Source organism: Archangium sp., assembly GCF_036277355.1.
GTDB lineage: Bacteria > Myxococcota > Myxococcia > Myxococcales > Myxococcaceae > Archangium.
Genome location: NZ_DASUNC010000084.1, coordinates 36,879 through 61,771 on the forward strand (window position 1 = coordinate 36,879; position 24,893 = coordinate 61,771).

A 24,893-nucleotide genomic window follows, 5' to 3' on the forward strand; every position below is an offset into this window, starting at 1 on the left:
CGGGCGATTCCTCCACCCCCCCACTCCAGGCAAGGTGCCGCGGACCTGCGCGCCTGGAGTCCAGGGCCGCTGGGGGGGAGAGCCACATGCCGCCGCATCATCCAACGGCCGCGCTGCGCGCGGGCGTGAACCTGTTCGCCTTCGCCCTGCTCCTGGTGGGCTACCTGCTCCTGGCCCCGGGGCCCCTGCCCCTCCGAGGCGGGGAGGCGGGCGGCCTGCGCGTGCTGGTGATGGCCACGGGCTTCGTGGGGCTGGCCGTGGGGTGTGCCCTCGGCTGGACGCTGCGCCAGACGTTCCACCCCGAGGAACCGGACGCCTCCGGGCCGGAGTCCGCGTTGGACGCGCTGGCCCGGGAGAACGCGCGCCTGCGCGCCGAGGTGCAGGCGGCGCTCGAGCTGGTGGGCGTGGCCGCGCATGACCTGGGCAATCCCCTGCTCGCGCTCCAGCTGCGCCTGCAGCGGCTGCGCACCCAGACGCGCGAGAATCCCCGCGCCCAGGAGGGGCTCGCCCTCGTCGAGCGCGAGGCGCGCCGCATGGGCCTGATGGTGCATGATCTGCTGGACCTCTCGCGCCTGTCCGCCGGCCGGCTCACCCTGGAGCTCGAGGAGCTGGACCTGGCCGCCCTCGCCCGGGAGGTGGCCGAGCGTTTCTCCGACCAGGCCACCGCCGCGGGCAGCACCCTGGTGGTGCACGCGCCCGGCCCCGTGCGAGGCCGGTGGGACCGCCAACGCCTGGACCGCGTGGCCACCAACCTGCTCAGCAACGCCCTCAAGTTCGGCCAGGGCCAACCCGTCGAGGTGCACGTGCGCGCCGACGGAGACCGCGTCCGGCTCGCCGTGAAGGACCATGGCGTGGGCCTGCCCGCGGACGCCCAGGGCCGCCTCTTCGGCCGCTTCGAGCGCCTGGGCGCCACCGGACGGCCCGGCACCGGACTCGGCCTCTACATCGTCCACCAGCTCGTCGAGGCCCACGGCGGCACCATCCACGTCTCCAGCCTCCCGGGCAGCGGCGCCACCTTCACCGTCGAGCTGCCCTCCTCCCACTCCCCGTCCTGATGGCCATGGGTGACGCGACGCATCCTCTCACCCAACCACACACGTCACCCACAACACCTCACAGAAACCCCCAAAAACGGACTTCGTGGGAAACTGAATAATTCCCATAGAAGTTGAAATTCCAGGCCGAATCACTTTATTCTGTCGAGGCTCAAATCGAGTTGTTCCCTGGCCAACGGGGAGCAGCCGAGACAGCACCGGCCGCCCACCTCACAGGTAGGGAGCGGAGGCCGGTGTCGAGAACCCGGGCCGGGTGTGCCATCGCCCGAAGCCCAAGCGCCAAGAGGAGGGGCCGCCATGAGCGGAATGGGAGCACTCTACGTGCCGTCGCAGTCGTGTGTCCGCAGTCAGGGCCGTGGCAAGGGGCTGTGGTTCATGGCGCTCGCGCTGCTCGCCGGAGGCTGCGCGGAGCAGGAGACCCCCACGGCGGCGCCCATGAGCCTGAACCAGGCGCTCACCGAGGCCGCGGAGGCGCGCCCGGCTCCGGCCGCCGCGCCCGTCGGACTGGCGCTCGAGGTGGATGGAGGCACGGGCATCCCGCTCAAGGTGAAGGCCGGGCAGAGCTTCTTCATCAACCAGATCGATCTGCGCGCCGCCATCACCGCCTCGCGGGACGAGGGCGTGGACGGCCTGCGGCGCGCGGGGGACTTCGCGCAGCTGCCCTGGCAGGGCGTGCGGCTGGCGGACGAGGAGCCCATCCCCCTGCCCAACCCGGACGGCACCTTCACCCGCCGCCGCTTCTATCGGGACGCGCAGTGGATGGAGCAGCCGAGCGTCTTCACCGTGCAGCCCGTGGACGCGGCGGGCCGCCCCACCGGCAAGGCCATCCGCCTGAACATCGGCAAGGATGACCGGTTCAAGAGCAACGACGACTTCTTCATCCGCCGGCTGCGCGCCATCCAGTGGGCGTACGACTGCCGCACCGGTACGGACTGCACCGGCGCGAAGAGCTTCTCCGAGGAGGCGCTCGTCGAGGTGCGCAACGCCCGCAGCGGCGCCGCCACCTTCACGCTCTCGCCGGACACCCGGGCCCTGCGGCTGGGCTGGTCGCTGCGCCCCGGCTCCCCGTACACCATCCCCGTGGAGCAGGTGGCCCAGCCCACGTACTCCTATGGCTTCTCCATCGACGTGAAGGCCGTCACCCCGGCGCGCGCGGATGGCACGTATGCGCCCGGCTCGGCCATCACCTTCCAGCTGGCGCTGCGCGACGGCGCCGGCAAGCGCCTCCACCCGGAGGGCCACCTGCCCTCCTACAACGAGGTGACTTTCGGGCAGAATGAGCCGGGCATCCAGTACTACCGGGCCTTCGCCTTCATCGATCCCTCCACGACGTACTACCGCCGCAAGCACCGGGAGCGCATGCTGATGACGCAGATCATCGGGCCCGCCCAGCGCATCCAGCCCATCCGCAGCATCGTGGAGCTGGACGCGTTCCTCGGCCCGGATGACGTGCAGACCATCGCCACCTTCGAGCGCGACGGCGTCTACGCCCAGTTCCAGACCTTCCCGCCGTCCAACAAGCTCTTCGGCGGGGCCTTCTTCCCGGAGACGCACGGCTGGGACGCGGCGGTGAGCACCTCGTGGACGTACCAGATTCCGGCCAACGCCGAGCCCGGCACCTACCTGGTGACGGTGAAGGGCCGCCGCGTCTACCTGGGCGAGGACGTGCCCGCCAGCCGCACCATCGAAATCCAGGTGGGCAGCCCCGAGCGCACCCAGGCGAAGCTGACCACGGGCTCCTGCAAGACGTGCCACGCCGAGGGCGGTGAGTTCTCCCAGGTGCTGCACGGCAACGAGAACCGCGCCGCGTGCGCCGCCTGCCACGCCCCGCTGGGCTTCGAGCTGGAGGGCCCCATCGTGGTGCGCACCCACTTCCTCCACTCGCGCTCGGACCGCTTCGACGCACCCAAGCAGCAGTGCGCCACCTGCCACCTGACGCCGGAGAGCACGCAGCGCACCAGCAAGGCCGCCTGCCTCTCGTGCCACAAGAGCTACCCCGACTCGCACGTGGAGAAGTTCGGCCCCATCGAGAGCATGTACGTCGGCGGCGGACGCGAGTCCTTCCAGCAGTGCACCGGCGCCTGCCATAAAACCCACCCGGGGAGCGGCTTCTAACGCCGCGGCCCCCCCACCTCCGGAGGTCCTCCTTGGCTCGAGTGAAGATGCAGACGGCCCGTACCACGCGGTCCGAGCCCGTCGCCGCCGCGGAGGACCTGCTCAGGCAATTGCAGGGAGACACCCCGAAGCTCGTCACCCTGTTCGCCTCGCGGGAGAGAGACCAGTTGGCCCTCAACCGCGCCGTGCGCGAGCGGCTGCCCCAGGGCACGCGGCTGGTGGGCGCCACCACCGCGGGCGAGCTGGACAACCAGGGCATCCACTCGGGCAGCGTGGTGCTGGGCGCGCTCTCCGGTGACTTCGAGGTGGGCCTGGGCCTGGGCACCGGCCTGTCCGTGGACGCCGTGGGCGCGGGCGCCACCGCCATCAAACGCGCCGCGCAGGACCTGGGCGTGCGCCAGCAGGACATCGACCCGCGCCAGTACGTGGGCCTCGTGATCGACGACGGCTTCCGCTACAAGAAAGAGGAGCTGCTGCTCGGCATCCTCGAGAAGAACCAGACGCTGGTGCTGGTGGGTGGAGGCGCCGCGGACCATGAGCAGGACCCCACGAAGCAGTCCGCCCTGCTCCACGTGGACGGCGAGGTGGCCACGGACGCCGTGCTAGTGGCCCTCTTCAAGACGAGCGCGCCCTGGGCCGCCCTGCGCTCGCACTGGTACCTGCCCACCGGTGAGCGCCTCACCATCACCCGCGTGGATGACAGCGCCACCCGCGCCCTGGAGATCGACGGCAAGCCGGCGGCCGAGCGCTACGCGGACCTCCTGGGTGTCCCCGTGGACGAGCTGGAGTTCGGCAAGCCCCGGGGCTTCGCCGTCCACCCCACCGCCCTCAAGGTGGGCCGCGAGTACTTCATCCGCTCCCCGTGGAAGCCCCTGCCCGACGGCTCCATCCTCTTCGCCAACCTCCTGGAGGAGGGCACCGAGCTGGAGCTGATGAAGATGGGAGACATGGCCGGCCTCACCCGTGCCTTCTTCCAGGAGGAGCTCCCCCGCCGCGTCTCCAACCCCCAGGCCTCCCTGCTTTTCCATTGCAGTGGGCGCATGTGGTACGCTGGCGCGACCGGCACTGTCCCCCAGTTGGCCGAGACCTTGCGCCACGCACCGGCGGCGGCTGGAATGAATGTGCACTTCGAGATCTACTCGGGGTTCCACATCAACACGACGCTGACGGTCCTGGCGTTCGGGGGAAACTGACACATGAGCGCTCCAGCTCCGGCGGTGCCCGGAAGTGAGACGCCCCGGCTGCTCCTGGTGGGCGGTGAGGGGGAGTGCGCCCGCGTGCTGGAGCGGCTGCGGCGCGCGGAGCTGAAGGTGACCGCGCGGCGCGTGTCCTCGCGCGAGGAGCTGGCCAGGGCCCTGGACTCGCCCTGGGAGCTGGCCGTGTGCGGCGCGGAGCTGCCGGGGCTGGACTTCCGCGAGGCCGCGCCCCTGCTGCGCCAGAAGGCACCCCAGCTGCCCTTCCTCGTCATCCCCTCCAAGTGGGACGACGCGGAGATGAGCGAGGCCATGGAGGCGGCCGGCGCCAGCAGCTACATCGACCCGGAGCACATGGCGGTGCTCGTGCCCATCATCCGCCGCGAGCTCCGGCGCGCCGTCGAGCGCCGCCAGCACCAGGAGGCCGAGACGAAGCAGGAGCGCTCGCGCTGGCTGCTGGAGCGGATTGTGGACAGCCTCCCCTTCGTCCTCTTCGTGAAGGACGCCGAGGAGCGCCGGCTCCAGGTGGTCAACAAGACGTTCGCCGATGCCTTCGGCGTCACCAAGCAGTGGCTGCTCGGCAAGCTGGACCACGACTACTTCCCGCGGGAGCAGGCCGACTCCTTCGTGGCCATCGACACGGAAATCCTCGAGACGAAGCGGCTCAAGGCCTTCGAGGAGGTGGCGCGCACCAACGGGGTGGACCGCATCTACGCCACGCGCAAGCTGCCGCTGCTGGATGACAACGGCGAGGCCCGCTACGTGCTGGGCATCACCGAGGACGTCACCGAGCGCAAGGCCTCCGAGGAGGATCTGCGCCGCTCCAAGGCCGAGCTGGAGGAGTCCAACAAGCGCCTGGCGGAGAACCTGGAGGAGCTCAAGAAGAGCCGCGCCGTGTCCGCGCGCACGCTGGCCAGCTACCAGCAGCGCGCCCTGCAGATGGAGATCATCCGTCAGCAGAACGAGGACCTGGACCGGCTGGCCACGGAGCTGTCCCTGGCCAAGCGCAACGAGGAGGAGCGCGCCCGCGAGGCCGAGGCCGCCGCCCGCCTCAAGAGCGAGTTCCTCGCCAACTTCAGCCACGAGATCCGCACGCCGCTCAACGGCATCATCGGCTACTGCGACCTGCTCATGCGCGAGGAGGGCAGCCGGCTCACGCCCCACGGCCGGCGCGACCTCAACGTGGTGAAGAAGAACGCGCAGACGCTGCTGGCGCTCATCAACGACATCCTCGACCTGTCGAAAATCGAGGCGGGCCGGGTGGAAGTCGTGGTGGAGCGGGTGGACATGCAGGAGCTGGCCGAGGAGTGCACGGCCACGGTGAAGGAGTACCTCAAGGGCAAGGACGTGGAGCTGCGCACGGACATCGACGAGCGCGTGGCGTACGTGCGCACGGACGCGCTGAAGCTGCGTCAAATCCTGCTCAACCTGCTGTCCAACGCGGCCAAGTTCACCGAGTCCGGCGAGGTGTCGCTCACCGCGCGCGCGGAGGGCAACGAGGCCGTCTTCATCGTCGAGGACACGGGCATCGGCATCCCCGGGGACCAGCTGCCCTTCATCTTCGAGAAGTTCCGCCAGGTGGACGGCTCCACCACGCGCACGGTGGGCGGCACCGGGCTGGGGCTGGCCATCGTCAAGGAGCTGAGCAAGGTGCTCGGCGGCGGCGTGGAGGTGACGAGCACCCTGGGCCGCGGCACCACCTTCACGGTGCGGCTCACCGGCATCCTCGAGGGGGATGCGCTGGGCACCTCGCGCGAGCTGGACAAGCCGGTGGCCCCGCGGGACGTGGGGGGCGAGCACGCGCACCGGGTGCAGGGTGGCACCGTGCTGGTGGTGGATGATGATCCGCTCGTGCAGCACCTGGTGGCCGGCCAGCTCGGGCCCGCGGGCTTCACCGTGGTGACGGCGTCGGACGGGCTGGAGGCGCTCAAGAAGGCGCGGGAGCTGCGCCCGCACGCCATCGTGCTGGACATCTACCTGCCGCGCCTGGACGGCTGGAGCGTGCTGTCCACCCTCAAGGGCGAGCAGGACCTGGCGCGCATCCCCGTCATCATCATCTCCGTGGAGGAGCAGCGCGCGCGCGGCTTCTCCCTGGGCGCGTGCGAGTACCTCATCAAGCCCGTGGAGCCCGAGCACCTGGTGGACGTGGTGCGCCGCAACATCGGCGGGGCCACCAGCGCGGGCGAGGTGCTGGTGGTGGACGACGATGCCTCCACCCGTGAGCTCGTCAGCCGCTCCCTGCGCCGCGCGGGCTTCTCCACCAACGAGGCCCACAACGGCGAGGACGCCCTGCTCAAGGCCCGCGTCTCCCCGCCCACCCTGGTGGTGCTCGACTTGATGATGCCCAACCTGGACGGCTTCGAGGTGCTGCACCGCCTGCGCGCCGAGAAGCTCCACGTCCCGGTGGTGGTGCTCACCGGCAAGACGCTCTCCAGCGAGGAGCAGGCCGTGCTGCGCGACGGCTTCGCCGGCTTCGTCCAGAAGGGCGGCCATGCGCTGGAGGAGGTCATCGGCCAGGCCAAGGGCCTGCTCCTCAAGCACAGCGCCCAGCGCGCCGGCCGCCTGCCGCGCATCCTCTACGTCGAGGACAACCCGCAGAACCGCGACATCGTCCGGCGCTACCTCGGCGGCCTCTTCGAGGTGCTGGAGGCCGAGGACGGGGAGCTGGGCGTGGAGCGCGCCGCCAAGGAGACGCCGGACCTCGTCCTCATGGACCTGTCCCTGCCCCGGCTGGACGGGTGGGAGGCCACCCGCCGCCTGCGCCAGCTGCCCAACGTGGCCTCCATCCCCGTCATCGCCGTCACCGCCCACGCCGGGCGCGAGTACCAGGAGAAGGCCTCGGCCGCCGGTTGCAACGGGTACCTCACCAAGCCTCTCGATCGCGACCAGCTGCTCGAGACCATTCGCAAGCATCTCGGGAGAAGTCATGGTTGATGGAGCCGTCCCCCCCAAGGTCCGCGTCCTCGTCGTGGACGATGACCCGGACCTGCTGGAGCTCGTCCGCCGCACCCTGTCGCCGCACTTCGAGGTGCAGACGCACCACTCGGCGCTGGGCGTGTCCAACCTCGTGCGCAACAGCGAGCCGGACCTGGTGCTGCTGGACGTGAACTTCCCCGCGCTCAAGGGCGACCAGGTGGTGAGCCTGGCGCGCCGCTACGCGCCCCGCACCACCAAGTTCATCCTCTACTCGGCTTCGGACGAGTCCAGGCTGCGCTCGCTCGCGCGCGCTTCCGGGGCGGATGGCTACCTGTCCAAGAGCGTCCAGGGCGCGGAGCTCATCCAACGGCTCACCGCGTTCCGCGACAAGGACCAGACCGTCCCCGCCTGAGAAAAAACGGCCGGGGCAGAGTGGGACGGCCCTGCCCCGGCCTGGGGGACCTTGGACAACCCGTGGCACGGACAGAGGGAGGTACCGTGCCACCCTCGAGCATGCGTCCGCGGGGCCCTGGCGGAAAGTGTGCCGCGGTACAGGGGACTTGCGTACAGGGAGTCCCGCCGCGCTACGGGTGGTGCTGCGCGTCCGCCGGCGTGGACAGGCCCGTCTGGTAGGCCATCATCGCCATCTCCACCCGGTTCTGCACGCCCAACTTTCGGTAGAGGTTGGACACGTGCGCCTTCACCGTGCGCTCGGTGATGCCCAGCCGGGCGGAGATCTGCAGGTTGTCCGCGCCGGAAGCCACCAGGCTCAGCACCTCGCGCTCCCGCAGCGTGAGCCTGTCCAACGGCGTGGCGGCGCGCTCGGTGCTCGCGGCGGACTGCACCGGGCTCATGAAGTCCGCGGGCACCACCCACTCGCCCCGGGAGACCTGCTCCACGGCGGCCACCAGCTCGGCGCTCGTCACGGTGAGCTTGCACAGGAAGCCGGCGGCCCCGGCCTGGAAGCAGCGCTCCATCACCGGCAGCTCCCGGTAGGAGGACAGCACCAGCGCGCGCGTCCGCGGCAGCTGCTCGCGCAGCGCCTCCACCACCTTCACGCCGTCGCCGACCTCATGGCTGTCCGGGCGCTCGAGCCGGATGTCCACCACCACCACGTCCGGCTTCGCCTCCCGCACCTGGGCGAGGAAGCCCTCGGCCTCCCGGCTCTGGGCCACCACGTCCATGCCAGCGCCTTGGAAGAGCGCGATCAGACTCTCGCGGAAGACCTGCTGGTCCTCCAGGATGCCGATTCGAATCCGTCCAGTCATAGGTGACTCCTCACGTCCCGACCCCTTACTGAACCCGCTGCGCTCGCAGGGGATTCTAGGACCGGGCGTGCAGCTTTGGAGTGAGCCTGTCCCGCCACTCTGTCTTCCAGGCGTCAGATGGGCGCAGGGAACCGGATACGACCCGCCCGCTCGCGGGGAGGTGGACCTACCGGGCGAGCGCCAGGGAGTCGGGAAGGCGGATGCGGACGCGGCCGATCTGCTCCACCACCAGCTCGCGGCGGCGCGGGAGCAGGTGGAGGCGGACGCAGCAGCCCGCCACGTAGGTGCGCAGGCCGTCTCCGTCCGGCTGGACCATGTCTTCCCAGCGAGGGTCCTCCGGAAGCAGGAACTCAGCGGTTTCGGCGATGCGCTGGAGGTGGGCCTCGAGGGAGACGCGGACTGGCGGGGGCAACTCCTCCAGCAGGGGAGCCAGGGGCTGGTCGATGTGAATGGAGAAGGACATTTGCCATTCACTGTCCTCAGGAGTGCGGGGAAAGTGAATTGTACCCATGAACGAGGCCGCGCTTGTCCCGGCCCCTCGCGTCCTTGCCCGCCCCCCTGGGCTGGGCTACGCCACACGTCATGGCCTCACGTCAGACCCGGGACAGCGAGCGCGAAGCCATCCTCGAGAAGGTGCGCCATGTGCCCAACCCCGCGCGCCCCGGACCCCTGCTCAATGCCCGTCAGGAAGACGGTGGCCGCACTGGCATGCGAGCCGCCACCGTGTCTAGCTGTACGGCCATGGGTGCACTGGCCGACCTCCTCGCCAAGCGGCGGGAGGACATCCTCCAGCGGTTCGAGCGCGAGGTGCGCGCCCGTTTCCCCGTGGACGATCAGCCGCGCTCCGTCATCCGCGATACACTCCCGCAGCTGCTCGACGAGCTGGGCGAGCTGCTGAGCGCCCTCGCCAGCGGCGAGTCCCCGTCCGCGATTCGCGACCAGATGCGCCAGACGGCACGCGAGCACCGGGCCCAGCGGCGTGCGCTCGGCTACGACGTCACGCAGATCGTCCGCGAGTACGGCATCGTGCGCGACTGCATCCTCGGGTTGCTGGAGGAGAGCGGCGGGGTGATCGTCCTCTCCGAGCAGCGGGTCCTGCACCGCGGCCTGGACCTCGCCATGGGGGATGCCGTCGCCGACTCCGAGCTCGGCCGGGAAGAGGAGCGCCGCGAGGCGGAGGAGGAGCGCACGGCGCTGCTGGAGCGCGAGCGCGCCGCCCACGCCGAGGCCGAGCGCCAGCGGGCCCTGCTGGAGGGCGTCATCACCCAGAGTGGGGATGCCATCATCGTGGCGGATGCCCAGGGCGTGCTGCGCCTCTTCAACGCGGAGGCCGAGCGCCAGCACGGCGTGCCCTTGAAGGAGGTGGGCCCGGAGGAGTGGGTGGAGACGTACGGGCTGTCGGACGAGGAGGGCCGCCCGCTGCCGCTGGAGCGGGTGCCGCTCTACCGCGCGCTCCAGGGCGAGCAGGTGCGCGACGAGCTGCTGTGGCTGAACCGGCCGGATGGCACGCGGCTGCCCGTCTCCGTCACGGCCCGGCCGCTGCGTGGGCCCGATGGCAATCCAGCGGGAGCGGTGTTCTCCGCGCGGGACATCGCGCTGCGCCGGGCCCTGGCGCAGGAGCGCGAGGAGGCCGTGGCGTTGTTGGACACGCTGCTGGCCACCGCGCCGGTGGGCCTGTCCTTCCTGGACAGGGACATGCGTTACGTCCGCATCAACCCCACCCTGGCCGCCATCAACGGCGTCCCCGTGGAACAGACGCTCGGGCGCACCGTCTGGGAGGTCATCCCGCACATCGCCCCCCACATCGAGCCCATCTACCGGCGAATCCTGGAGACCGGCGAGCCGGAGCTCAACGGGGAGCTCACCCTTCCCTCCCCCCACCCGGGAGGAGCCCCCCGCCACTACCTGGTGAGCTACGCCCCGGTGAAGGACAGGGAGGGCCCCCCCAGCATGGTGGCCGCGGCGGTGGTGGACATCACCGACATCAAGCGCTTCGAGGAGCAGCTGCGCCAGACGGCCGAGTTCCGCGAGCGCTTCCTCGGCATCGTCAGCCATGATCTGCGCAACCCGCTGAGCATCATCACCCTGTCGGCCACGCTGCTGCTGCGCCAGGAGACGCTGCCGGAGCGGGCGCTGCGGCTGGCCCAGCGCATCTCCCTCAACGCCGAGCAGATGACGCGGATGATAGGAGACCTGTTGGACCTGACGCGCGGGCGGCTGGGCGGCGGCATCCCCATCTCCCCGGCGCCGTGCGACCTGGGCACGCTGGGCCGCCGGGTGGTGAGCGAGCTGGAGGTGGCGCACCCGGCGCGCGAGCTGCGGCTGGAGGCCCGGGGAGACCTGCAGGGCGAGTGGGATCAGGACCGGCTGGCGCAGCTGCTCGGCAACCTGCTGCGCAACGCCGTGGACTACAGCCCCGGGGGCACGCCCATCACGCTGGCCCTGCACGGGGAGGGAGCGCGGGTGCGGCTCGAGGTGCGCAACCAGGGCGAGCCCATTCCCGCGGAGGTGCTGCCCGGCCTCTTCGAGCCGTTCCGCCGGGGGCAGGCGCGCGGCGGCGGCTCCACGGCGGGCCTGGGGCTGGGGCTCTACATCGTCCAGCAGATCGCCACCGCGCACGGGGGAGGCGTCGAGGTGCGCTCGACGCGCGAGGAGGGCACGGTGTTCACCGTCCGGCTGCCGCGGGTGGCGTCCCGGCGCGCGTGAGCCGTCTTCCGGGCTTTGCCCGGGTCACTGGACTCGAGTCCATGAACACTTACCGGCTTTGCACATCTCGCGGGGCTGAGGAGGGGGGAATTGTGGCCTCGGTGGCGTCCGGGAGGGGGGGTGGGCCTCCCAGGGGCAGCCCGAGGCGGTATCCTGGAGATCATCTTGCCAAGCCTCCAAGGGGAGCCCATGTCCGAGAGCGAGAACAAGATTCGTGTCCTCGTGGTGGACGATGATGTGGATCAGCTGATGTTGCTGGAGAGGTCGTTGCACGCCTACGGCTTCGAGGTGCGGACGCACCGTTCCTCGCTGGGGGTGTCCAACCTGGTGCGCCACGCGATGCCGGACCTGGTGCTGCTGGATGTGAACATTCCGGCGCTGAGCGGGGACAAGGTGCTGGCACTGGCGCGCAACCAGGCGCCGGCCACCACGCGCTTCATCCTGTACTCGGCGTCGGACGAGTCGAAGCTGCGCTCGCTGGCACTGGCCTCGGGAGCGGACGGCTACATCAGCAAGAGCATCCAGGGCGAGGCGTTGGCGAGGAAGTTGATCAGCATCTACAAGAAGAGCCGGCTGCCGGCGGCGGGAGCGCGTTAGGCGGGCGGACCGGGCTGGGGCCGTTGGATGAGCCCCGCCCGGTCGAGCAGCTCGCGGATGCGGGCGGTGAAGGCCACGTGCTCGGGGTTGCTCGCCGACATGGGCTCGGGGGAGAGCACGAGGAGCCAGCCCAGCGTTCCCACCGGTTCGATGCGCACGGGCGCGGGCAGCGGCGGCAGGTGGCCCAGGCGGCGCGACAGGTACGTGAGCCAGCCCACCCGTACCTCCCCTTTCCGCTTCTCGATGAGATCCACCATCTGCGAGGAGCTGGCCATGGCGTAGTCGGGGTCCCACGCCGTGGCCACACTGGTGAGCACCTCGGCCGGCACGGGCGAGCGGACCAATCGCTCCCAGACGGCGCTCTTCCCAAGAGGGCTGAGCACACACGAATTGGGCCCTCCCCACGGTGAGTATTTGCCACAAATAAAGCGGAGCATGATGGCCTCCTTCTTGGCGTTCCACGCCATCTGACGAAAGCCCATGTCCTCCATGACCTCCCTGCCAACGTCCGTGCGGAGCCTGCCCTTGAGGAGGAGGGTCTCCAATTCCTTCATCTCCGGGCGGACGGGCCAGCCTGGCAGCTCGCGCGGTGAACCACGGCCCGCCCGGTACCACTGAGCGAACGCCGGGTCACACCGCGCCAGCATGTGGAAGAAGAGCTCCGCGCGCCGCGCACACTCCAGCGCCGTCTCCTGTCGCGGTCCCCAGTACGCCCCGACGTAGTAGTCCTCTTGCATGCGTGCCCCTTTCTACTGCACGGGTCGCGTGTGGTGGACGGTGATGTTCGTCCAGTTGTTTTCCTTGAAGACCTTGCGAAGGTACTTCGCCACCTTGGCATCGGCGACATGCCAGCTCAGCGGCATTCCCAACTGTTGGGCCATCCTCGACTGATTCTCGGCTTGCTCCATCATCTGATCGAACTTGCCAGACCTCCTGAACCAGGTCTTGGGCGAGCCATCCGCCTCGAAGAAGGAGCAGTAGCCGGGGCCCTTGGCCTCCAGCAGTTCTCCCAGCTTGATGCCGTCGAACTCCACCTTCCCAATCATGTACACCCACCACGCGGGCCGCCCCGTCACCTGCTCCTGGTAGTCCTGGGAGCGCTTGGACTCATTGGTGGGCTTCTTGTACGTCCACCTGCCGGGATTCCGCGCTGGAGCCGTCTGGGACGCCTTCCCCGCCTTGCCGCTCGCGCCCCCGGTGTTGCCGCCCCGGCCCTTCCCCGCCATGTGGAGGATGGAGAAGGCACTCAGGTCCACGCCCGCCGTGCCCGCCGCGCCCGCCACCACGGCTTCCCCCAGCACCAACTCTCCCCTGGCCGTGAGCGACAACCCTGACACTTCCGCCCCCAGCCCGCCCATGCGCCCCACCATGGCCCTCGCGCCTCCGAGCAACAGGAGCAGGTGCGTGGACAGGCGCGCCGCCTCGCGTATCTGGTCTTCCCGCGACATGGCCCCGTAGTGCGCGAAGTACTCGGGCGAGGTGGCGATCAGGTACGCCACCGTCGTGGGCAACTGCCCCAGGTCCTCCAGCGTGCGGATGGGGTTGAGGACGGAGTGCGCCAGCGCCAGCGTCATCTCCGCCAGGGCCTCCTGGGCCCCATCCAGCGCGGCGTTGAGCGGGTCCCTCCCCAGGCCCAATTCGGCCAGGGGCTCGCTGTCCTCGCGCCGCAGGGCCTCGGTCACCGGGTAGAAGACGCCCCCATGTGAGAAGTAGAAGCCACCCACCACGAGGCGGCCCACCGTCCACTCTCCTTCCACCAGTTTCAGGGGTCCCCGGCGCTGAAGAGGCGTGCCATCGAGCGCGGCCACCAGGTAGCCGTCCGGACGCACCATCACCAGCCACACGAAGCGCTCGGCGCGCCACTTCAAGTCCGCGTACTCCACGCGCTCGCCCCCCTCGAGCACCTCGCGCAGCAGCCAGCTCAGCGCCCGGCGTGGAGCGAAGCTGCGCTGTGTCACCGGCGTCTTCGCCAGCTGCCTCAGCAGGTGGCGCGCCTGCTCCACGTAGAGCGCCGCACCCGCCGGGTGACGCGCCTCTTCCCCGAGGCCACTGGCCTCCTGCACCACCTGGAAGAAGTCCTCCGTCTGCTCGGGGAAGCCGCCCGCGGCACCCTCCAGCTCTCCAAGCACGGCGGTGACAGCGAGTCGCGAAGCGGGCCTCGATTGGAGCCCGAAGCCGCTCGTCAGGCTCGCGCGCGGATGGCCCGTGGCGCACCCGCCGAGGAGCACGGCCAGGACCAGGGCCAGAAACAGCCGCGCCCCCGGAGGGAACGCACCAACACGACGCGTGGACACGCCCCACCTCCCCCAGCCGCATGGGCTGACAGGTGACCCCCTGAAGTTCAGAGGGCGGTCATGGGGGAGGTCAAGTCACTCCAGGGCGGGAAGACCCTCACCCCGACCCTCTCCCAAAGGGAGAGGGGGCATCCGCTCACAGCAACGAGGCAACCTCCAGGAAGACGCCGCGGAAGTCGCCCCGTGCTCCGATGAGCTTCAGGTTCTGCGCCAGTCCCCCCGTGGAACGGAAGAACATCACCGCCTCGGCGGGCGGGCGGATCTTCAGGAAGCGCGGGGCGTTGCGTGCGAAGTGCAGCTTCATGTCCCGCGGAATCTGGCACGTGGCGTAGTCGTACGGCGTGATGCGCATGGGCCGCCCGGCGATGTGCAGCACCTCCTGGATGAGCGGCGCCGCCTCCGCGTCCGGCAGCTCCGAGGTGAAGCCCACCTCGCGGCTCAGCCCCATCACGTCCATGGACTCGAGCCGCACCGCGTGCTGGAACATGCGCCGGTTGGCGTCCACGAAGCGCGGGGTGAAGCGCTTGATGGAGCCGAAGTCCAGCACCCCCAGCCGCCCGTCCTCCAGCACCATGAAGTTGCCCGGGTGTGGATCCGCCTGCAGCTCCCCACTGAGGAAGAAAGGCCCGTAGATGGCGAGGATGAGCTGGCGCGCCACGCGGAAGCGCTCCTCGGCCGACGGCCCGGACACCACCCAGTCCTTGAGCGGACGGCCCTGGAGCAGCTCCAGCGTGAGCACGCGCCGGGTGGTGCGCTCGGGGATGACCTCGGGCACCTTCAGGTCCGGCAGCCGCGCCGCGCCCCGGCCGAAAGCGGTGCACAGCTCGGCCTCGCGCAGGTAGTCCGTCTCCAGCAACATCTCCTCGCGCAGCTCCTGGAAGTAGGCGGTGCCGTCCGTGAGGCGCGAGGCCTTCGACACGGTCTTCACCACCAGGCCCAGGTTGTCCATGTCGCCGGTGAGCGTCTCGGCGATGCCGGGGTACTGCACCTTCACCGCCACCTTGCGGCCATCGTGCAGCACCGCGCGGTGCACCTGGCCCAGCGAGGCGGCGGCGAGCGGCTTCTGTTCGAACTCGCGGAAGAGCGCCTCCGGGGCGTCCCCGAGCTCCTCGCGGAGGACACGGGACACCACCTCCCACGGCATGGGCGGGGCCTCGTTCTGCAGGCGGGCGATGACCTGGCGCACCTCGGGGCTGAGCAGCTCCGTGTCCATGGACACCGCCTGGCCCAGCTTCATGGCCGCGCCCTTGAGCTCTCCCAGGGTGGAGACGAGCTTCTCGGCCGTCGCCTTGGTCAGGAACTCCGGATCCTGCCCCGCGAGCCGCTTCGCTCCATTCTTGAGCACATCCGCGCTGATCTGCGCCGAGAGGCCGGCCAGCTTGCGGAAGCGGTTGAACCGCCCCTGCAGGGGAAGCTTGTCATCGGAGTCGGAGGGGTCGGAGGCCATGGGCGCGCCCATACTAACGGGGGGGCGCGGAGGACGCATGGTCACGCATCCTCACCCGGAGGGCGTGCCAGCGTTTGAGGGCCTCCAGGTGGAGCGGATCCACCCGGAGGGCGGCCTCGTAGGCGGCGAGGGCCTCGGGCAGGCGGCCAGCGGAGCGGAAGGCATCCCCGGAAGCCAGGTGCAGCACCGAGTGGCCCTCGGTCCGCGGGTGGCGGGCGAGGAAGCGCCGGCGGCACGCCTCCAGGGCGGTGACGGTGAGGCCGGCGGCCAGGCAGCGCACCACCCCCTCCAGGTTGCGCAGCTCCGCGTCGTACTCCACGCGCCGCTCCAGGTGGCCGAGCACGAGGAGCGCCTCGGCCACCTTGCCGAGCGCCCGCTGGACGAGGGCCCGCTGGCCGGGAGAGAGCGGAAGAGAAAGCAGGGGCTCCAACCGGTTGCGCGAGTCACGGGCGCTGGCGCGCACGCTGTCGGCATCGGCGGTCCGGGGCACGTTCAGCACCGAGTAGTGGTCCCCGGCGAGGCGCTGGCGGAACTCGCGCAGCACGGGCTCGGCGCGGGCGTCGTCCTGGGGCGCGGTGGGCGGCGTGGGCTCCGGGGTCTTCTCCCCCGCGAGCAGCCGGGCGAAGGTCTGCTGGAAGGCGGCGGTGGCGTCGCGCAGCTCCACGCCGAAGCCCGGCACCATGTTCCACGCCCGGGCCTGCTCGGCCGTCACGTGGCCCACCACCTTGCCGGTGCAGGGCAGCTCGCCCCCGGGCAGCCGCAGCAACAGCGACACGTCCGAGAGGACGGGAGGTGGCTCGTCTCCGGTGCGCACGAAGAGGCCGGTGCGGCCCACACGCTCACACGGGTACTCGCGCATGCCCAGCGAGCCATGCACCGGCACGCGCGCGAAGAAGCCGGCCGCGGGCAGCGGCGCGGGCGTGCGCGCCGGGGTGATGGAGGCCTCCAGGGCGGAGCGCAGCTCGGCGGCGGTGGCGTAACGCGCCTCGGGCCGCTTGGCCAGCGCGCGCAGCAGCACCGCGGACAGCGAGGGCGGAATCCCCGGGCGCACCTCGTGCGGCGGGCGCGGGGCCTGCTGCAGGTGGGCCACCAGAATCTCGGCGGCGTTGCTGCCGCTGAAGGGCGTGGTGCCGGTGAGCAGCAGGTAGCCGAGCACCCCCACCGCGTAGAGGTCCGTGCGCGCGTCCACGTCATTGCCGCCACACTGCTCGGGGGCCATGAACTCGGGCGTGCCCATGAGCACGCCGGTGCGGGTGGGCGTCTCCCCCTCCAGCCGGACGAGCCGCTTGGCGATGCCGAAGTCGAGCAGCTTCACCCGGTGGCGCCCGTGGTGGCCCGGCACGAGGAAGACGTTGGCGGGCTTGAGGTCGCGGTGGACGATGCCGCGGGCATGGGCGGCCCCGAGCGCGTCGCACACCTGGGCGAGCAGCTCCACGGCCAGCGCCGGCTCGAGCGGCCCGCGCGCGAAGGCGGCGAGGCTCTGGCCCTCCAGGTACTCCATGACGAAGTAGGGGCGGCCCTCGCGCGTGTCGAGGTCGTACACGGTGACGACGTTCTCGTGCTGCACGAGGCTCATGGCCCGCGCCTCGGCGAGGAAGCGGGAGACGAGCTCCGGCTCATCGGCGAGGTGGCGGTGGAGCACCTTCACCGCCACGCGCTTGGGGATGAGGACGTGCTCGGCGAGCAGCACCGTGCCCATGCCCCCGCGGCCCAGCTCGCGCAGGGCCATGAAGCTGCCGAAGCGCTGGCCCACGAACCGCTCGCCCCGCTCGCCCGAGGGCGGCAGGGTCACCTGAGCCGAGACGCGGGCCTCGGGAGGCCGCACGACGGTGGGGCACTCCGCCAGCTCCGGGTGCGGAGGGTGGCAGGCGCAGTTCGGGCGGGAGTCGGGTTCCACGGCCCCCCCAAGCCATGCCAGCTTCGTGCCGTCGCCTTCCACCAGGGTCCGCACACCTGCTACGTCGCGAAGTGGTTGAAGTGCCCTGCCTGTAGGACACTATCGGCGCGCATCCCCTCATTCCCAGGTGCAGACAACCGTTCGGAGGCCTGTAAAAAGCACCACGGACGGGCTGAAACTTCTACCGCTCCGCCGCCTCTTTCCAGTCCACCTCTGAATGATCCACTGCCGCTGCGCGCGGCCCGCTCCGGACGCGCACGTCCTCAACTGGTCCGACAATCGGACCCGTTGCGCGAGCCCGGCACCGGAGGGTCCTCCCGCCCCGGCGCGAGGAGCGCGAAGCGGTGGCTACGTCCGGGAGGGACGCGCGGCGAGCACTGGGGATGGCGGGGGGGGCCGTCTGGGTGCGGGGCATCATCGCCGAGGGGGGCGATGACGGCGTACGGCGTCCTGCGCACCAGGTGAATCCACATCCCCTCTCCCGTGGGGGCGAGGGTGCAACGGGCGACGGGGGAAAGCCGCGTCAGTGACGGCCGTTGGCGGCCAGGAGGTCCGAGGAGAGGGAAGCCAGCTCGGTGTCCTCGCGCTCGACGTCGAGCACGGAGACGGTGCGGCAGGACTCGTCGACCTCGTAGAGGAGCGCGTAGCCATCCACGATGCAGCGCAGCAGGGGCCTGTCCGTGGCGCCGAGCTTGAACCAGAGCGGGTTGAGGGGAGGAGCCACCTCGGCCAGCTGGGCGATGTCCTCGATGCGGCGGTGGACCCGTTCGACGAGTGCGGGTGGAAGCGCTTTCAAGGTGCTCCACAGCTCCACGGGGATATGGACGCGGTAGGCCATGGGGAGCCAGATGGCCATTGCACTTGCGACCGACAAGTGGGGGGCTGCGCATTCCCTGACACGTGGGGCTGTCCCACGGGTCCATTCCGCTGGATTCACGACACCTGGAGCGCCCGAAGTGTGCGCCACCGGTCACGCGGAAGGCCGCGGTGGAAACCCGAGCCCGTGCCGGATTTCTCGGAAGGCGTGCTGCTCCGTGTTCAGATGCGCGCCGTGGAAACACTCGTACGCATCGCGGAGGCCCTCGGGCGTTTCTCCGCGCGCTTCGTGCCCAGCTCGTTCGCCATCGCGGTGCTGCTGTCGCTGCTCACCATGGGGCTGGCCATGGGGTGGGCGGACGCGCCGCCGGGGAAGGTGGTGGACGCGTGGGGAGGGGGCTTCTGGGAGCTGCTCACCTTCTCCATGCAGATGGCGCTGGTGATGTTCACCGGGTACCTGCTGGCGCTCACGCGGCCGGTGAGGGCGGTGCTGGAGCACCTGGCGGGGCTGGCGCGAAGCCCCCGGGGCGCGGTGGTGCTCATGGCCTCGGTGTCCATGGGGCTGGCCTACATCAACTGGGGCCTGTCCCTGGTGGCGAGCGCCATGCTGGTGCGCTTCGTGGTGCGGCGGCAACCGGACGTGGACTACCGGCTGCTGGTGGCCTGCGCGTACTTCGGCCTGGGCGCCACCTGGCACGCGGGCCTGTCCGCCTCGGCGCCGCTGCTGGTGGCCACCCCCGGCCACTTCCTGGAGAAGCAGCTCGGCCTCATCCCCATCGACCGCACGCTCTTCTCCCCCTTCAACCTCGGGCTCACCGTGGCGGTGGTGGGCGGCCTCACGCTGCTGGCCTGGGCGCTGCACCCGCGGCCCGGGGCGGCGGTGCGCGTGGACCCGGCCATCCTGGAGCAGCTCGAGGACTTCGAGCCGCCCGTGCGCCCGCGCGAGAAGAGCCTCGCGGTGTGGATGGACTTCTCCCCGCTGCTCAACGTCGTCTTCGGCGCACTGGGCCTGCTCTGGTTCGGACGCCACCTGTGGCTCAACGGCGGCTGGAAGGCCATCAACCTCAACGTGGTGAACTTCCTCTTCCTCACGCTGGCGGTGCTGCTGCACGGCACGCCCGCGCGGCTGCTCAAGGCCAGCGAGGAGGCCGCCAGCGTGCTGCACGGCATCGTCCTGCAGTTCCCGCTCTACGCCGGCATCTACGGCATCTTCAAGGCCACCGGCCTCACCGAGCGCATCGGCCACCTCTTCGTCTCGCTCTCCACCCCGCAGACGTTCCCCGCCATCGTCTACCTGTACAGCGGCGTGGTGAACTACTTCGTGCCCTCGGGCGGCTCCAAGTGGGCCATTGAAGCGCCCTACCTGCTGGAGGCGGCCCGGACACTCGGGGTGGCGCCGGAGAAGGTGGTGCTCGCGTACGCCTGGGGAGACATGGCCACCGACCTCATCCAGCCCTTCTGGGCCCTGCCCCTGCTGGCGGTGGCGCGGCTCGACTTCAAGGACATCCTCGGCTTCCTGCTGGTGGCCTTCTTCGTGTACCTGCCGCTCGTCACCCTCGCCTTCTTCCTGTGGTAGACACTCGCCCCCAGCGGGCCGGCGGCGAGCGCTGGCCCCACATCAGCCCGAATCGAGGGGGAGACACCATGGCAGGCAATCTGAAGAAGCTGGCGATGTGCGCGGTGGTGGCGTTTGGCGGCGTGGCGATGGCCCAGGACGCGGTGGAGAGCGCCCCGGCCCACGAGCCCGTGAAGGTCCCGTCCGCCGACGCGGTGAAGACCACCTGGGAGTACTTCTACAAGGGCCAGGGCCAGGGCCCCGTGCTCGTGGACGCCAAGCTCTGCACCGAGGTGGCCAAGGACGGCCCCAACAAGTTCGAGTGCACCGTCGAGGCCAGCCCGGATGGCGTCAAGGCCGGCACCAACGTCATGCTGTGGCAGTCCTACCTGGTTCCCCAGGGCGACAGCATCGAGGACCTCATGGTCCAGGTGAAGCAGGGCAACGTGGTCCGCGAGACCAAGGACGTGAAGATCAAGGGCGAGGGCTGGCGCTCCCGCCAGTGGACCGGCGTGCGCCTGAACAAGGCCGGTGACTGGACCGTCACCATCATGCGCGGCGAGCAGGAGCTCAAGAGCATCAAGGTGAAGGTGCTCTGAGCCGCACTCCCTGTCCCTCTGGGAGAGGGTGGGGGTGAGGGTCTTCCCGAGAAGCCCACCTTACCTGTGGGATAAGGCGCCTCCCCTCTCCCAGAGGGAGAGGGCTGAACCCCGTTGATCCCGATACCCGCCCCCCGTCCCGCTCCCGGAGGGGGGGCTTCCCGCGACAATCACTCTCACGGGAATTCGACTTCCCCACCGGGGCCGTGGTACACGCGGGCCGCCTTCAGGCGTGCTCTCCGGCCCTGAAGGGCGAGGCTGTGCTGAAGCGTCGGCGTGCGGACCCCCGCCCGCAGGCGGCCAACCCCTCGACACCCCCTCTTCTTCCCGGCGAGCGGAGGCCGAGAGCGCCGCCCGCCACAGATGATGAGCTTTTGAGGAGTTGAACCCCATGAATCCCACTTCACGGATGGACGCTCTCCGCGCGAGCGTCACCGGCACCGCCGTCAGGGTCCTCGGACTGCTGGCCGTGCTGGCCTCCGGCACCGCCCGCGCCAGCGAGGCGGACCTCGTCCTCCCGGACTTCAGCAGCGTCTCCTTCCTCGGCGGGCTCAACGGCCGCGCCCTGCTGATGGCCGGCATCGCCGTCTCCATCTTCGGCCTCGCCTTCGGCTTCATGCAGTACACGGCCCTGCGCAACCTGCCGGTCCACAAGTCGATGCTCGAGATCTCCGAGCTCATCTACGAGACCTGCAAGACGTACCTCATCACCCAGGGCAAGTTCATCCTCATCCTCGAGGTGCTCATCGGCGCCGTGATGGTGGTGTACTTCGGCTTCCTGCGGCACATGGAGTTCGTCAAGGTCGCCGCCATCCTGGTGTTCAGCCTCATCGGCATCGCCGGCAGCTACGGCGTGGCCTGGTTCGGCATCCGGGTGAACACCTTCGCCAACAGCCGCACCGCCTTCGCGTCGCTGCGCGGCAAGCCCTACCCCACCTACGCCATCCCCCTGCAGGCCGGTATGTCCATCGGCATGGTGCTCATCTCCACCGAGCTCCTGCTGATGCTCATCATCCTCCTGTTCGTCCCCGCCGACTTCGCCGGCCCCTGCTTCATCGGCTTCGCCATCGGCGAGTCGCTGGGCGCCTCGGTGCTCCGCATCGCCGGCGGTATCTTCACGAAGATCGCCGACATCGGCTCGGACCTGATGAAGATCGTCTTCAAGATCAAGGAAGACGACGCGCGCAACCCCGGCGTGATCGCCGACTGCACCGGTGACAACGCCGGTGACTCGGTGGGCCCCTCGGCCGACGGCTTCGAGACCTACGGCGTGACGGGCGTGGCGCTCATCACCTTCATCCTCCTGGCCGTTCCGCCCCAGTACCAGGTCCAGCTGCTCGTGTGGATCTTCATGATGCGCATCGTGATGGTGCTGGCCTCGCTCGGCTCCTACGGCCTCAACGGCATCATCCAGGGCGGCAAGTACAAGAACGCGGACCACATGAACTTCGAGCACCCGCTCACGTTCCTGGTGTGGCTGACGTCCATCGTGTCCGTGGCGCTGACGTTCCTGGTGTCCTACCTGCTCATCCCCAACCTGGCCGATGACGGCAGCCTGTGGTGGAAGATGTCGGCCATCATCACCTGCGGCACCCTGGCCGGCGCCATCATCCCCGAGGCCATCAAGGTCTTCACCTCCACCGAGAGCCGCCACGTGCGCGAGGTCGTCACGGCCTCCCGCGAGGGTGGTGCGTCGCTCAACGTCATCTCGGGCCTGGTGGCCGGTAACTTCTCGGCCTACTGGATGGGCATCATCATCGCGGCGCTGATGGGCGGGGCCTACTTCTTCAGCCTGGACATCCCCAACACGCTGATGATCGCCCCGGCGGTGTTCGCCTTCGGTCTGGTGGCCTTCGGCTTCCTGGGCATGGGCCCGGTCACCATCGCGGTGGACTCGTACGGTCCGGTGACGGACAACGCGCAGAGCGTGTACGAGCTGTCCCTCATCGAGAACGTCCCCAACGTGAAGGCGGAGGTCCAGAAGGACTTCGGCTTCACCCCGGACTTCGAGAAGGGCAAGGAGTACCTCGAGGAGAACGACGGCGCGGGCAACACCTTCAAGGCCACCGCCAAGCCGGTGCTCATCGGCACCGCCGTGGTGGGTGCCACCACGATGATCTTCTCCATCATCGTCATCCTGGTGGGCATCAACACGGGCGCGGACGGCCTGCGCATGCTCAACGCGGCCAACGCGGCCAACCTGTCGCTGCTGCACGCCCCGTTCCTGCTGGGCCTGGTGACGGGCGGCGCGGTCATCTACTGGTTCTCCGGCGCGTCGATGCAGGCCGTGTCCACCGGCGCCTACCGCGCGGTGGAGTTCATCAAGGCCAACATCAAGCTGGAGGGCGTGGAGAAGGCGAGCGTGGAGGACTCCAAGCGCGTGGTGGAGATCTGCACCCAGTACGCGCAGAAGGGCATGCTCAACATCTTCCTGGGTGTGTTCTTCAGCACCCTGGCCTTCGCGTTCCTCGAGCCGTACTTCTTCGTGGGCTACCTCATCTCCATCGCCATCTTCGGCCTCTACCAGGCCGTCTTCATGGCGAACGCCGGTGGCGCGTGGGACAACGCCAAGAAGCTGGTGGAGACGGAGCTGAAGGCCAAGGGCACGGACCTGCACGCGGCCACGGTCGTGGGCGACACGGTGGGAGATCCGTTCAAGGACACCTCGTCCGTGGCGCTCAACCCGGTCATCAAGTTCACCACCCTCTTCGGCCTGCTCGCCGTGGAGCTGGCGGTGGAGCTGAGCGCGGCCGGCCAGCGCACCCTCACCACGGTGCTCGCGGGCGCCTTCTTCGTCGCCTCGATGGTGTTCGTGTACCGCTCCTTCTACGGCATGCGCATCGAGACCCCGATGGCCGCCATCGCCGGTGAGGACAAGGCGGGCGTGAAGCCGGCCTAGTCCCCCCCGGCCCCCACGGGCCGGCGTGACACGAGCGGCGGGGAGCCTCGGGCTTCCCGCCGCTTCGCTTTTGCGGGCACCGCGGGCGGGCCCTCAGCGGATGCGGAACGCGGGGGGCTCGATGCGGGTGGAGCGGCACTCGGGGCAGGAGCCGGGGCGCGTGAGGCGCTTGCGGTCCTTGAAGACGAAGCCGCAGGCGAGGCACTCGGAGGGAATCACCTCGAGCGCGGCCCCACCGGCGCGCAGGGACTTCTCCAGGTGCTCCAGGTGCCCGGCCACGTCCTTCTCGGAGATGCCCACCCGCGCGGAGAGCTCCTTCGCGGTGAGGCCCGTCTCCGGCGCCGAGGACAGTTCTGCTTCCAGCGCGCCACGCACCGTGGCGGCCCGGGGTTGGGGAACAGGGCTGGGACTCATCGGCCACGACCTCCCATTCTGAGAGTAGTCATTCCCGGCCGCCGAGGCGTTCACCGGTGCATGCCTGCTCGGACAGCGCGAGGCGCTCTCTCTTCCTGAATCGGTTCTAGGTGTCACATACTGGGTCGGTTATAGCCCCGGGACTTCCATGACTCCTCGCTACGCAGCCGACTACCGAACCCTGTTGTGGTGCCTCTTCATGCCGGTCGTCGCCCTGGCACAGTACGCCAGGCCCGAGCTCATTCCGTACCTCAGCCCGCTCGGCTGCTATCTGGCGCTGGCCGCCGGAGTCATCGCGCACAACCACAACCACTGCCCCACCTTCAAGAACCGGCGCCTCAACTCGCTGATGGGCCTGTGGATCTCCCACTTCTACGGCTACCCCACCTTCGCCTGGGTGCCCACGCACAACCTCAACCACCACAAGCTGGTGAACAAGGCCGGCGACGCCACCATCACCTGGCGCTACACCAACAAGAACAACTGGCTGGTGGCCTTCACGTACTTCTTCGTCTCGTCCTACTGGCAGAGCGATCCCATCAAGCAGTACATCGCCAAGGCGCGCCGCTCCAACCCCGCGCTCTACCGGCAGATCATCCTGCAGTACGTGGTGTGGGCGGGCGCGCATCTGGCGCTGCTGGGCGTGGCCATCGCGATGCACGGGCTGGCCGCGGGCATCAAGGTGTGGACGTTCGCCTTCCTCATCCCGGCGCTCTTCGCGCTGTGGACCATCATGTTCTTCAACTACATCCAGCACGTCCACACGGACCCCTGGAGCGAGCACGACCACTCGCGCAGCTTCGATGGCAAGCTCATCAACTTCTTCCTCTTCAACAACGGCCTGCACACGGCCCACCACGAGATGGCCGGCGCGCACTGGAGCACCCTGCCCGAGCTGCACGCCAGGATTGCCCCGCACATCCATCCGGAGCTGGTGCAGCGCAGCTTCTTCGGCTGGTGCATCCGCAACTACCTGCTGGCGCCCTTCTTCCCCAGCCTCGGCACGAAGCAGATTGGCCGCGCGCCCTTTGATCCACCCACGGGCGAGTCCGTGCACTTGACGTCCGAGGACGTGGACGCCCTGGAGTCGGGCATCAACGCTGCTCGAACCTGAACACTTCG

Annotated in this window: 19 protein-coding genes; 11 read left to right on the forward strand and 8 right to left on the reverse strand. The window is 69.7% G+C overall.

Annotated elements, in window-relative coordinates; genetic code table 11:
• The first annotated feature begins 86 nt into the window (after nucleotides 1–86).
• From VFZ09_RS22270 to VFZ09_RS22290, 5 genes are all read left to right on the forward strand, one after another.
• Complete coding sequence (locus VFZ09_RS22270; RefSeq protein WP_329729658.1) at nucleotides 87–1,055, forward strand: HAMP domain-containing sensor histidine kinase; 969 nt, start codon at nucleotides 87–89, stop codon at nucleotides 1,053–1,055.
• A gap of 297 nt (nucleotides 1,056–1,352) precedes the next feature.
• On the forward strand, nucleotides 1,353–3,170 hold the full coding sequence (locus tag VFZ09_RS22275; protein WP_329729659.1) for a cytochrome C: 1,818 nt from the start codon (nucleotides 1,353–1,355) through the stop codon (nucleotides 3,168–3,170).
• Between the two features lie 32 nt (nucleotides 3,171–3,202).
• Complete coding sequence (locus VFZ09_RS22280) at nucleotides 3,203–4,363, forward strand: FIST signal transduction protein (protein ID WP_329729660.1); 1,161 nt, start codon at nucleotides 3,203–3,205, stop codon at nucleotides 4,361–4,363.
• 3 nt (nucleotides 4,364–4,366) lie between these two features.
• On the forward strand, nucleotides 4,367–7,297 hold the full coding sequence (locus VFZ09_RS22285; protein ID WP_329729661.1) for a response regulator: 2,931 nt from the start codon (nucleotides 4,367–4,369) through the stop codon (nucleotides 7,295–7,297).
• A complete protein-coding gene (locus VFZ09_RS22290; protein WP_329729662.1) occupies nucleotides 7,290–7,691 on the forward strand; it encodes a response regulator in 402 nt (133 codons plus the stop codon). The genes VFZ09_RS22285 and VFZ09_RS22290 overlap by 8 nt, the downstream gene beginning before the upstream one ends.
• Nucleotides 7,692–7,863: 172 nt before the next feature.
• On the opposite strand, the gene VFZ09_RS22295 is transcribed toward VFZ09_RS22290, so the two are convergent.
• Both VFZ09_RS22295 and VFZ09_RS22300 read right to left on the reverse strand, forming a co-directional pair.
• Entirely contained in the window at nucleotides 7,864–8,547 is a 684-nt protein-coding gene (locus VFZ09_RS22295; protein WP_329729663.1) for a response regulator transcription factor, read from the reverse strand.
• Nucleotides 8,548–8,713: 166 nt separating this feature from the next.
• The gene (locus tag VFZ09_RS22300) at nucleotides 8,714–9,010 is read right to left on the reverse strand and encodes a hypothetical protein (RefSeq protein WP_329729664.1); all 297 of its coding nucleotides are present in this window, start codon (nucleotides 9,008–9,010) and stop codon (nucleotides 8,714–8,716) included.
• Between the two features lie 119 nt (nucleotides 9,011–9,129).
• Here VFZ09_RS22300 and VFZ09_RS22305 point away from each other — a divergent pair, with 119 nt between their 5' ends.
• The gene (locus VFZ09_RS22305) at nucleotides 9,130–11,253 is read left to right on the forward strand and encodes a PAS domain-containing protein (protein ID WP_329729665.1); all 2,124 of its coding nucleotides are present in this window, start codon (nucleotides 9,130–9,132) and stop codon (nucleotides 11,251–11,253) included.
• 189 nt (nucleotides 11,254–11,442) lie between these two features.
• A complete protein-coding gene (locus VFZ09_RS22310) occupies nucleotides 11,443–11,850 on the forward strand; it encodes a response regulator (protein WP_047854956.1) in 408 nt (135 codons plus the stop codon).
• On the opposite strand, the gene VFZ09_RS22315 is transcribed toward VFZ09_RS22310, so the two are convergent.
• The 5 genes from VFZ09_RS22315 to VFZ09_RS22335 form a co-directional block, all read right to left on the reverse strand.
• Entirely contained in the window at nucleotides 11,847–12,587 is a 741-nt protein-coding gene (locus tag VFZ09_RS22315; protein WP_329729666.1) for an Imm52 family immunity protein, read from the reverse strand. The genes VFZ09_RS22310 and VFZ09_RS22315 overlap by 4 nt on opposite strands.
• Nucleotides 12,588–12,599: 12 nt before the next feature.
• Entirely contained in the window at nucleotides 12,600–14,144 is a 1,545-nt protein-coding gene (locus VFZ09_RS22320) for a Tox-REase-5 domain-containing protein (RefSeq protein WP_329729667.1), read from the reverse strand.
• A 136-nt stretch (nucleotides 14,145–14,280) separates the two neighbouring features.
• Nucleotides 14,281–15,591 carry an AarF/ABC1/UbiB kinase family protein gene (locus VFZ09_RS22325; RefSeq protein ID WP_329729730.1) on the reverse strand — a complete coding sequence of 437 codons (1,311 nt, stop codon included), beginning with the start codon at nucleotides 15,589–15,591 and terminating at the stop codon, nucleotides 14,281–14,283.
• A 13-nt stretch (nucleotides 15,592–15,604) separates the two neighbouring features.
• Nucleotides 15,605–17,488: a protein kinase domain-containing protein gene (locus tag VFZ09_RS22330; RefSeq protein ID WP_329729668.1), complete on the reverse strand. Its 1,884-nt coding sequence runs from the start codon at nucleotides 17,486–17,488 to the stop codon at nucleotides 15,605–15,607.
• 523 nt (nucleotides 17,489–18,011) lie between these two features.
• The gene (locus tag VFZ09_RS22335; RefSeq protein WP_329729669.1) at nucleotides 18,012–18,344 is read right to left on the reverse strand and encodes a hypothetical protein; all 333 of its coding nucleotides are present in this window, start codon (nucleotides 18,342–18,344) and stop codon (nucleotides 18,012–18,014) included.
• 195 nt (nucleotides 18,345–18,539) lie between these two features.
• Between VFZ09_RS22335 and VFZ09_RS22340 the strand changes: the two genes are divergently transcribed.
• From VFZ09_RS22340 to VFZ09_RS22350, 3 genes are all read left to right on the forward strand, one after another.
• Nucleotides 18,540–19,880: a short-chain fatty acid transporter gene (locus VFZ09_RS22340; protein ID WP_329729670.1), complete on the forward strand. Its 1,341-nt coding sequence runs from the start codon at nucleotides 18,540–18,542 to the stop codon at nucleotides 19,878–19,880.
• Between the two features lie 68 nt (nucleotides 19,881–19,948).
• Entirely contained in the window at nucleotides 19,949–20,458 is a 510-nt protein-coding gene (locus VFZ09_RS22345; protein ID WP_329729671.1) for a hypothetical protein, read from the forward strand.
• 391 nt (nucleotides 20,459–20,849) lie between these two features.
• Nucleotides 20,850–23,357 carry a sodium-translocating pyrophosphatase gene (locus tag VFZ09_RS22350; protein ID WP_329729672.1) on the forward strand — a complete coding sequence of 836 codons (2,508 nt, stop codon included), beginning with the start codon at nucleotides 20,850–20,852 and terminating at the stop codon, nucleotides 23,355–23,357.
• A 93-nt stretch (nucleotides 23,358–23,450) separates the two neighbouring features.
• Here VFZ09_RS22350 and VFZ09_RS22355 read toward each other — a convergent pair whose 3' ends face one another.
• Complete coding sequence (locus VFZ09_RS22355; protein ID WP_047854952.1) at nucleotides 23,451–23,771, reverse strand: transcriptional regulator; 321 nt, start codon at nucleotides 23,769–23,771, stop codon at nucleotides 23,451–23,453.
• Between the two features lie 199 nt (nucleotides 23,772–23,970).
• On the opposite strand from VFZ09_RS22355, the gene VFZ09_RS22360 reads away from it, so the two are divergent.
• Nucleotides 23,971–24,885, forward strand: a complete 915-nt coding sequence (locus VFZ09_RS22360) for a fatty acid desaturase (RefSeq protein ID WP_329729673.1) — start codon at nucleotides 23,971–23,973, stop codon at nucleotides 24,883–24,885.
• Nucleotides 24,886–24,893 lie beyond the last annotated feature (8 nt).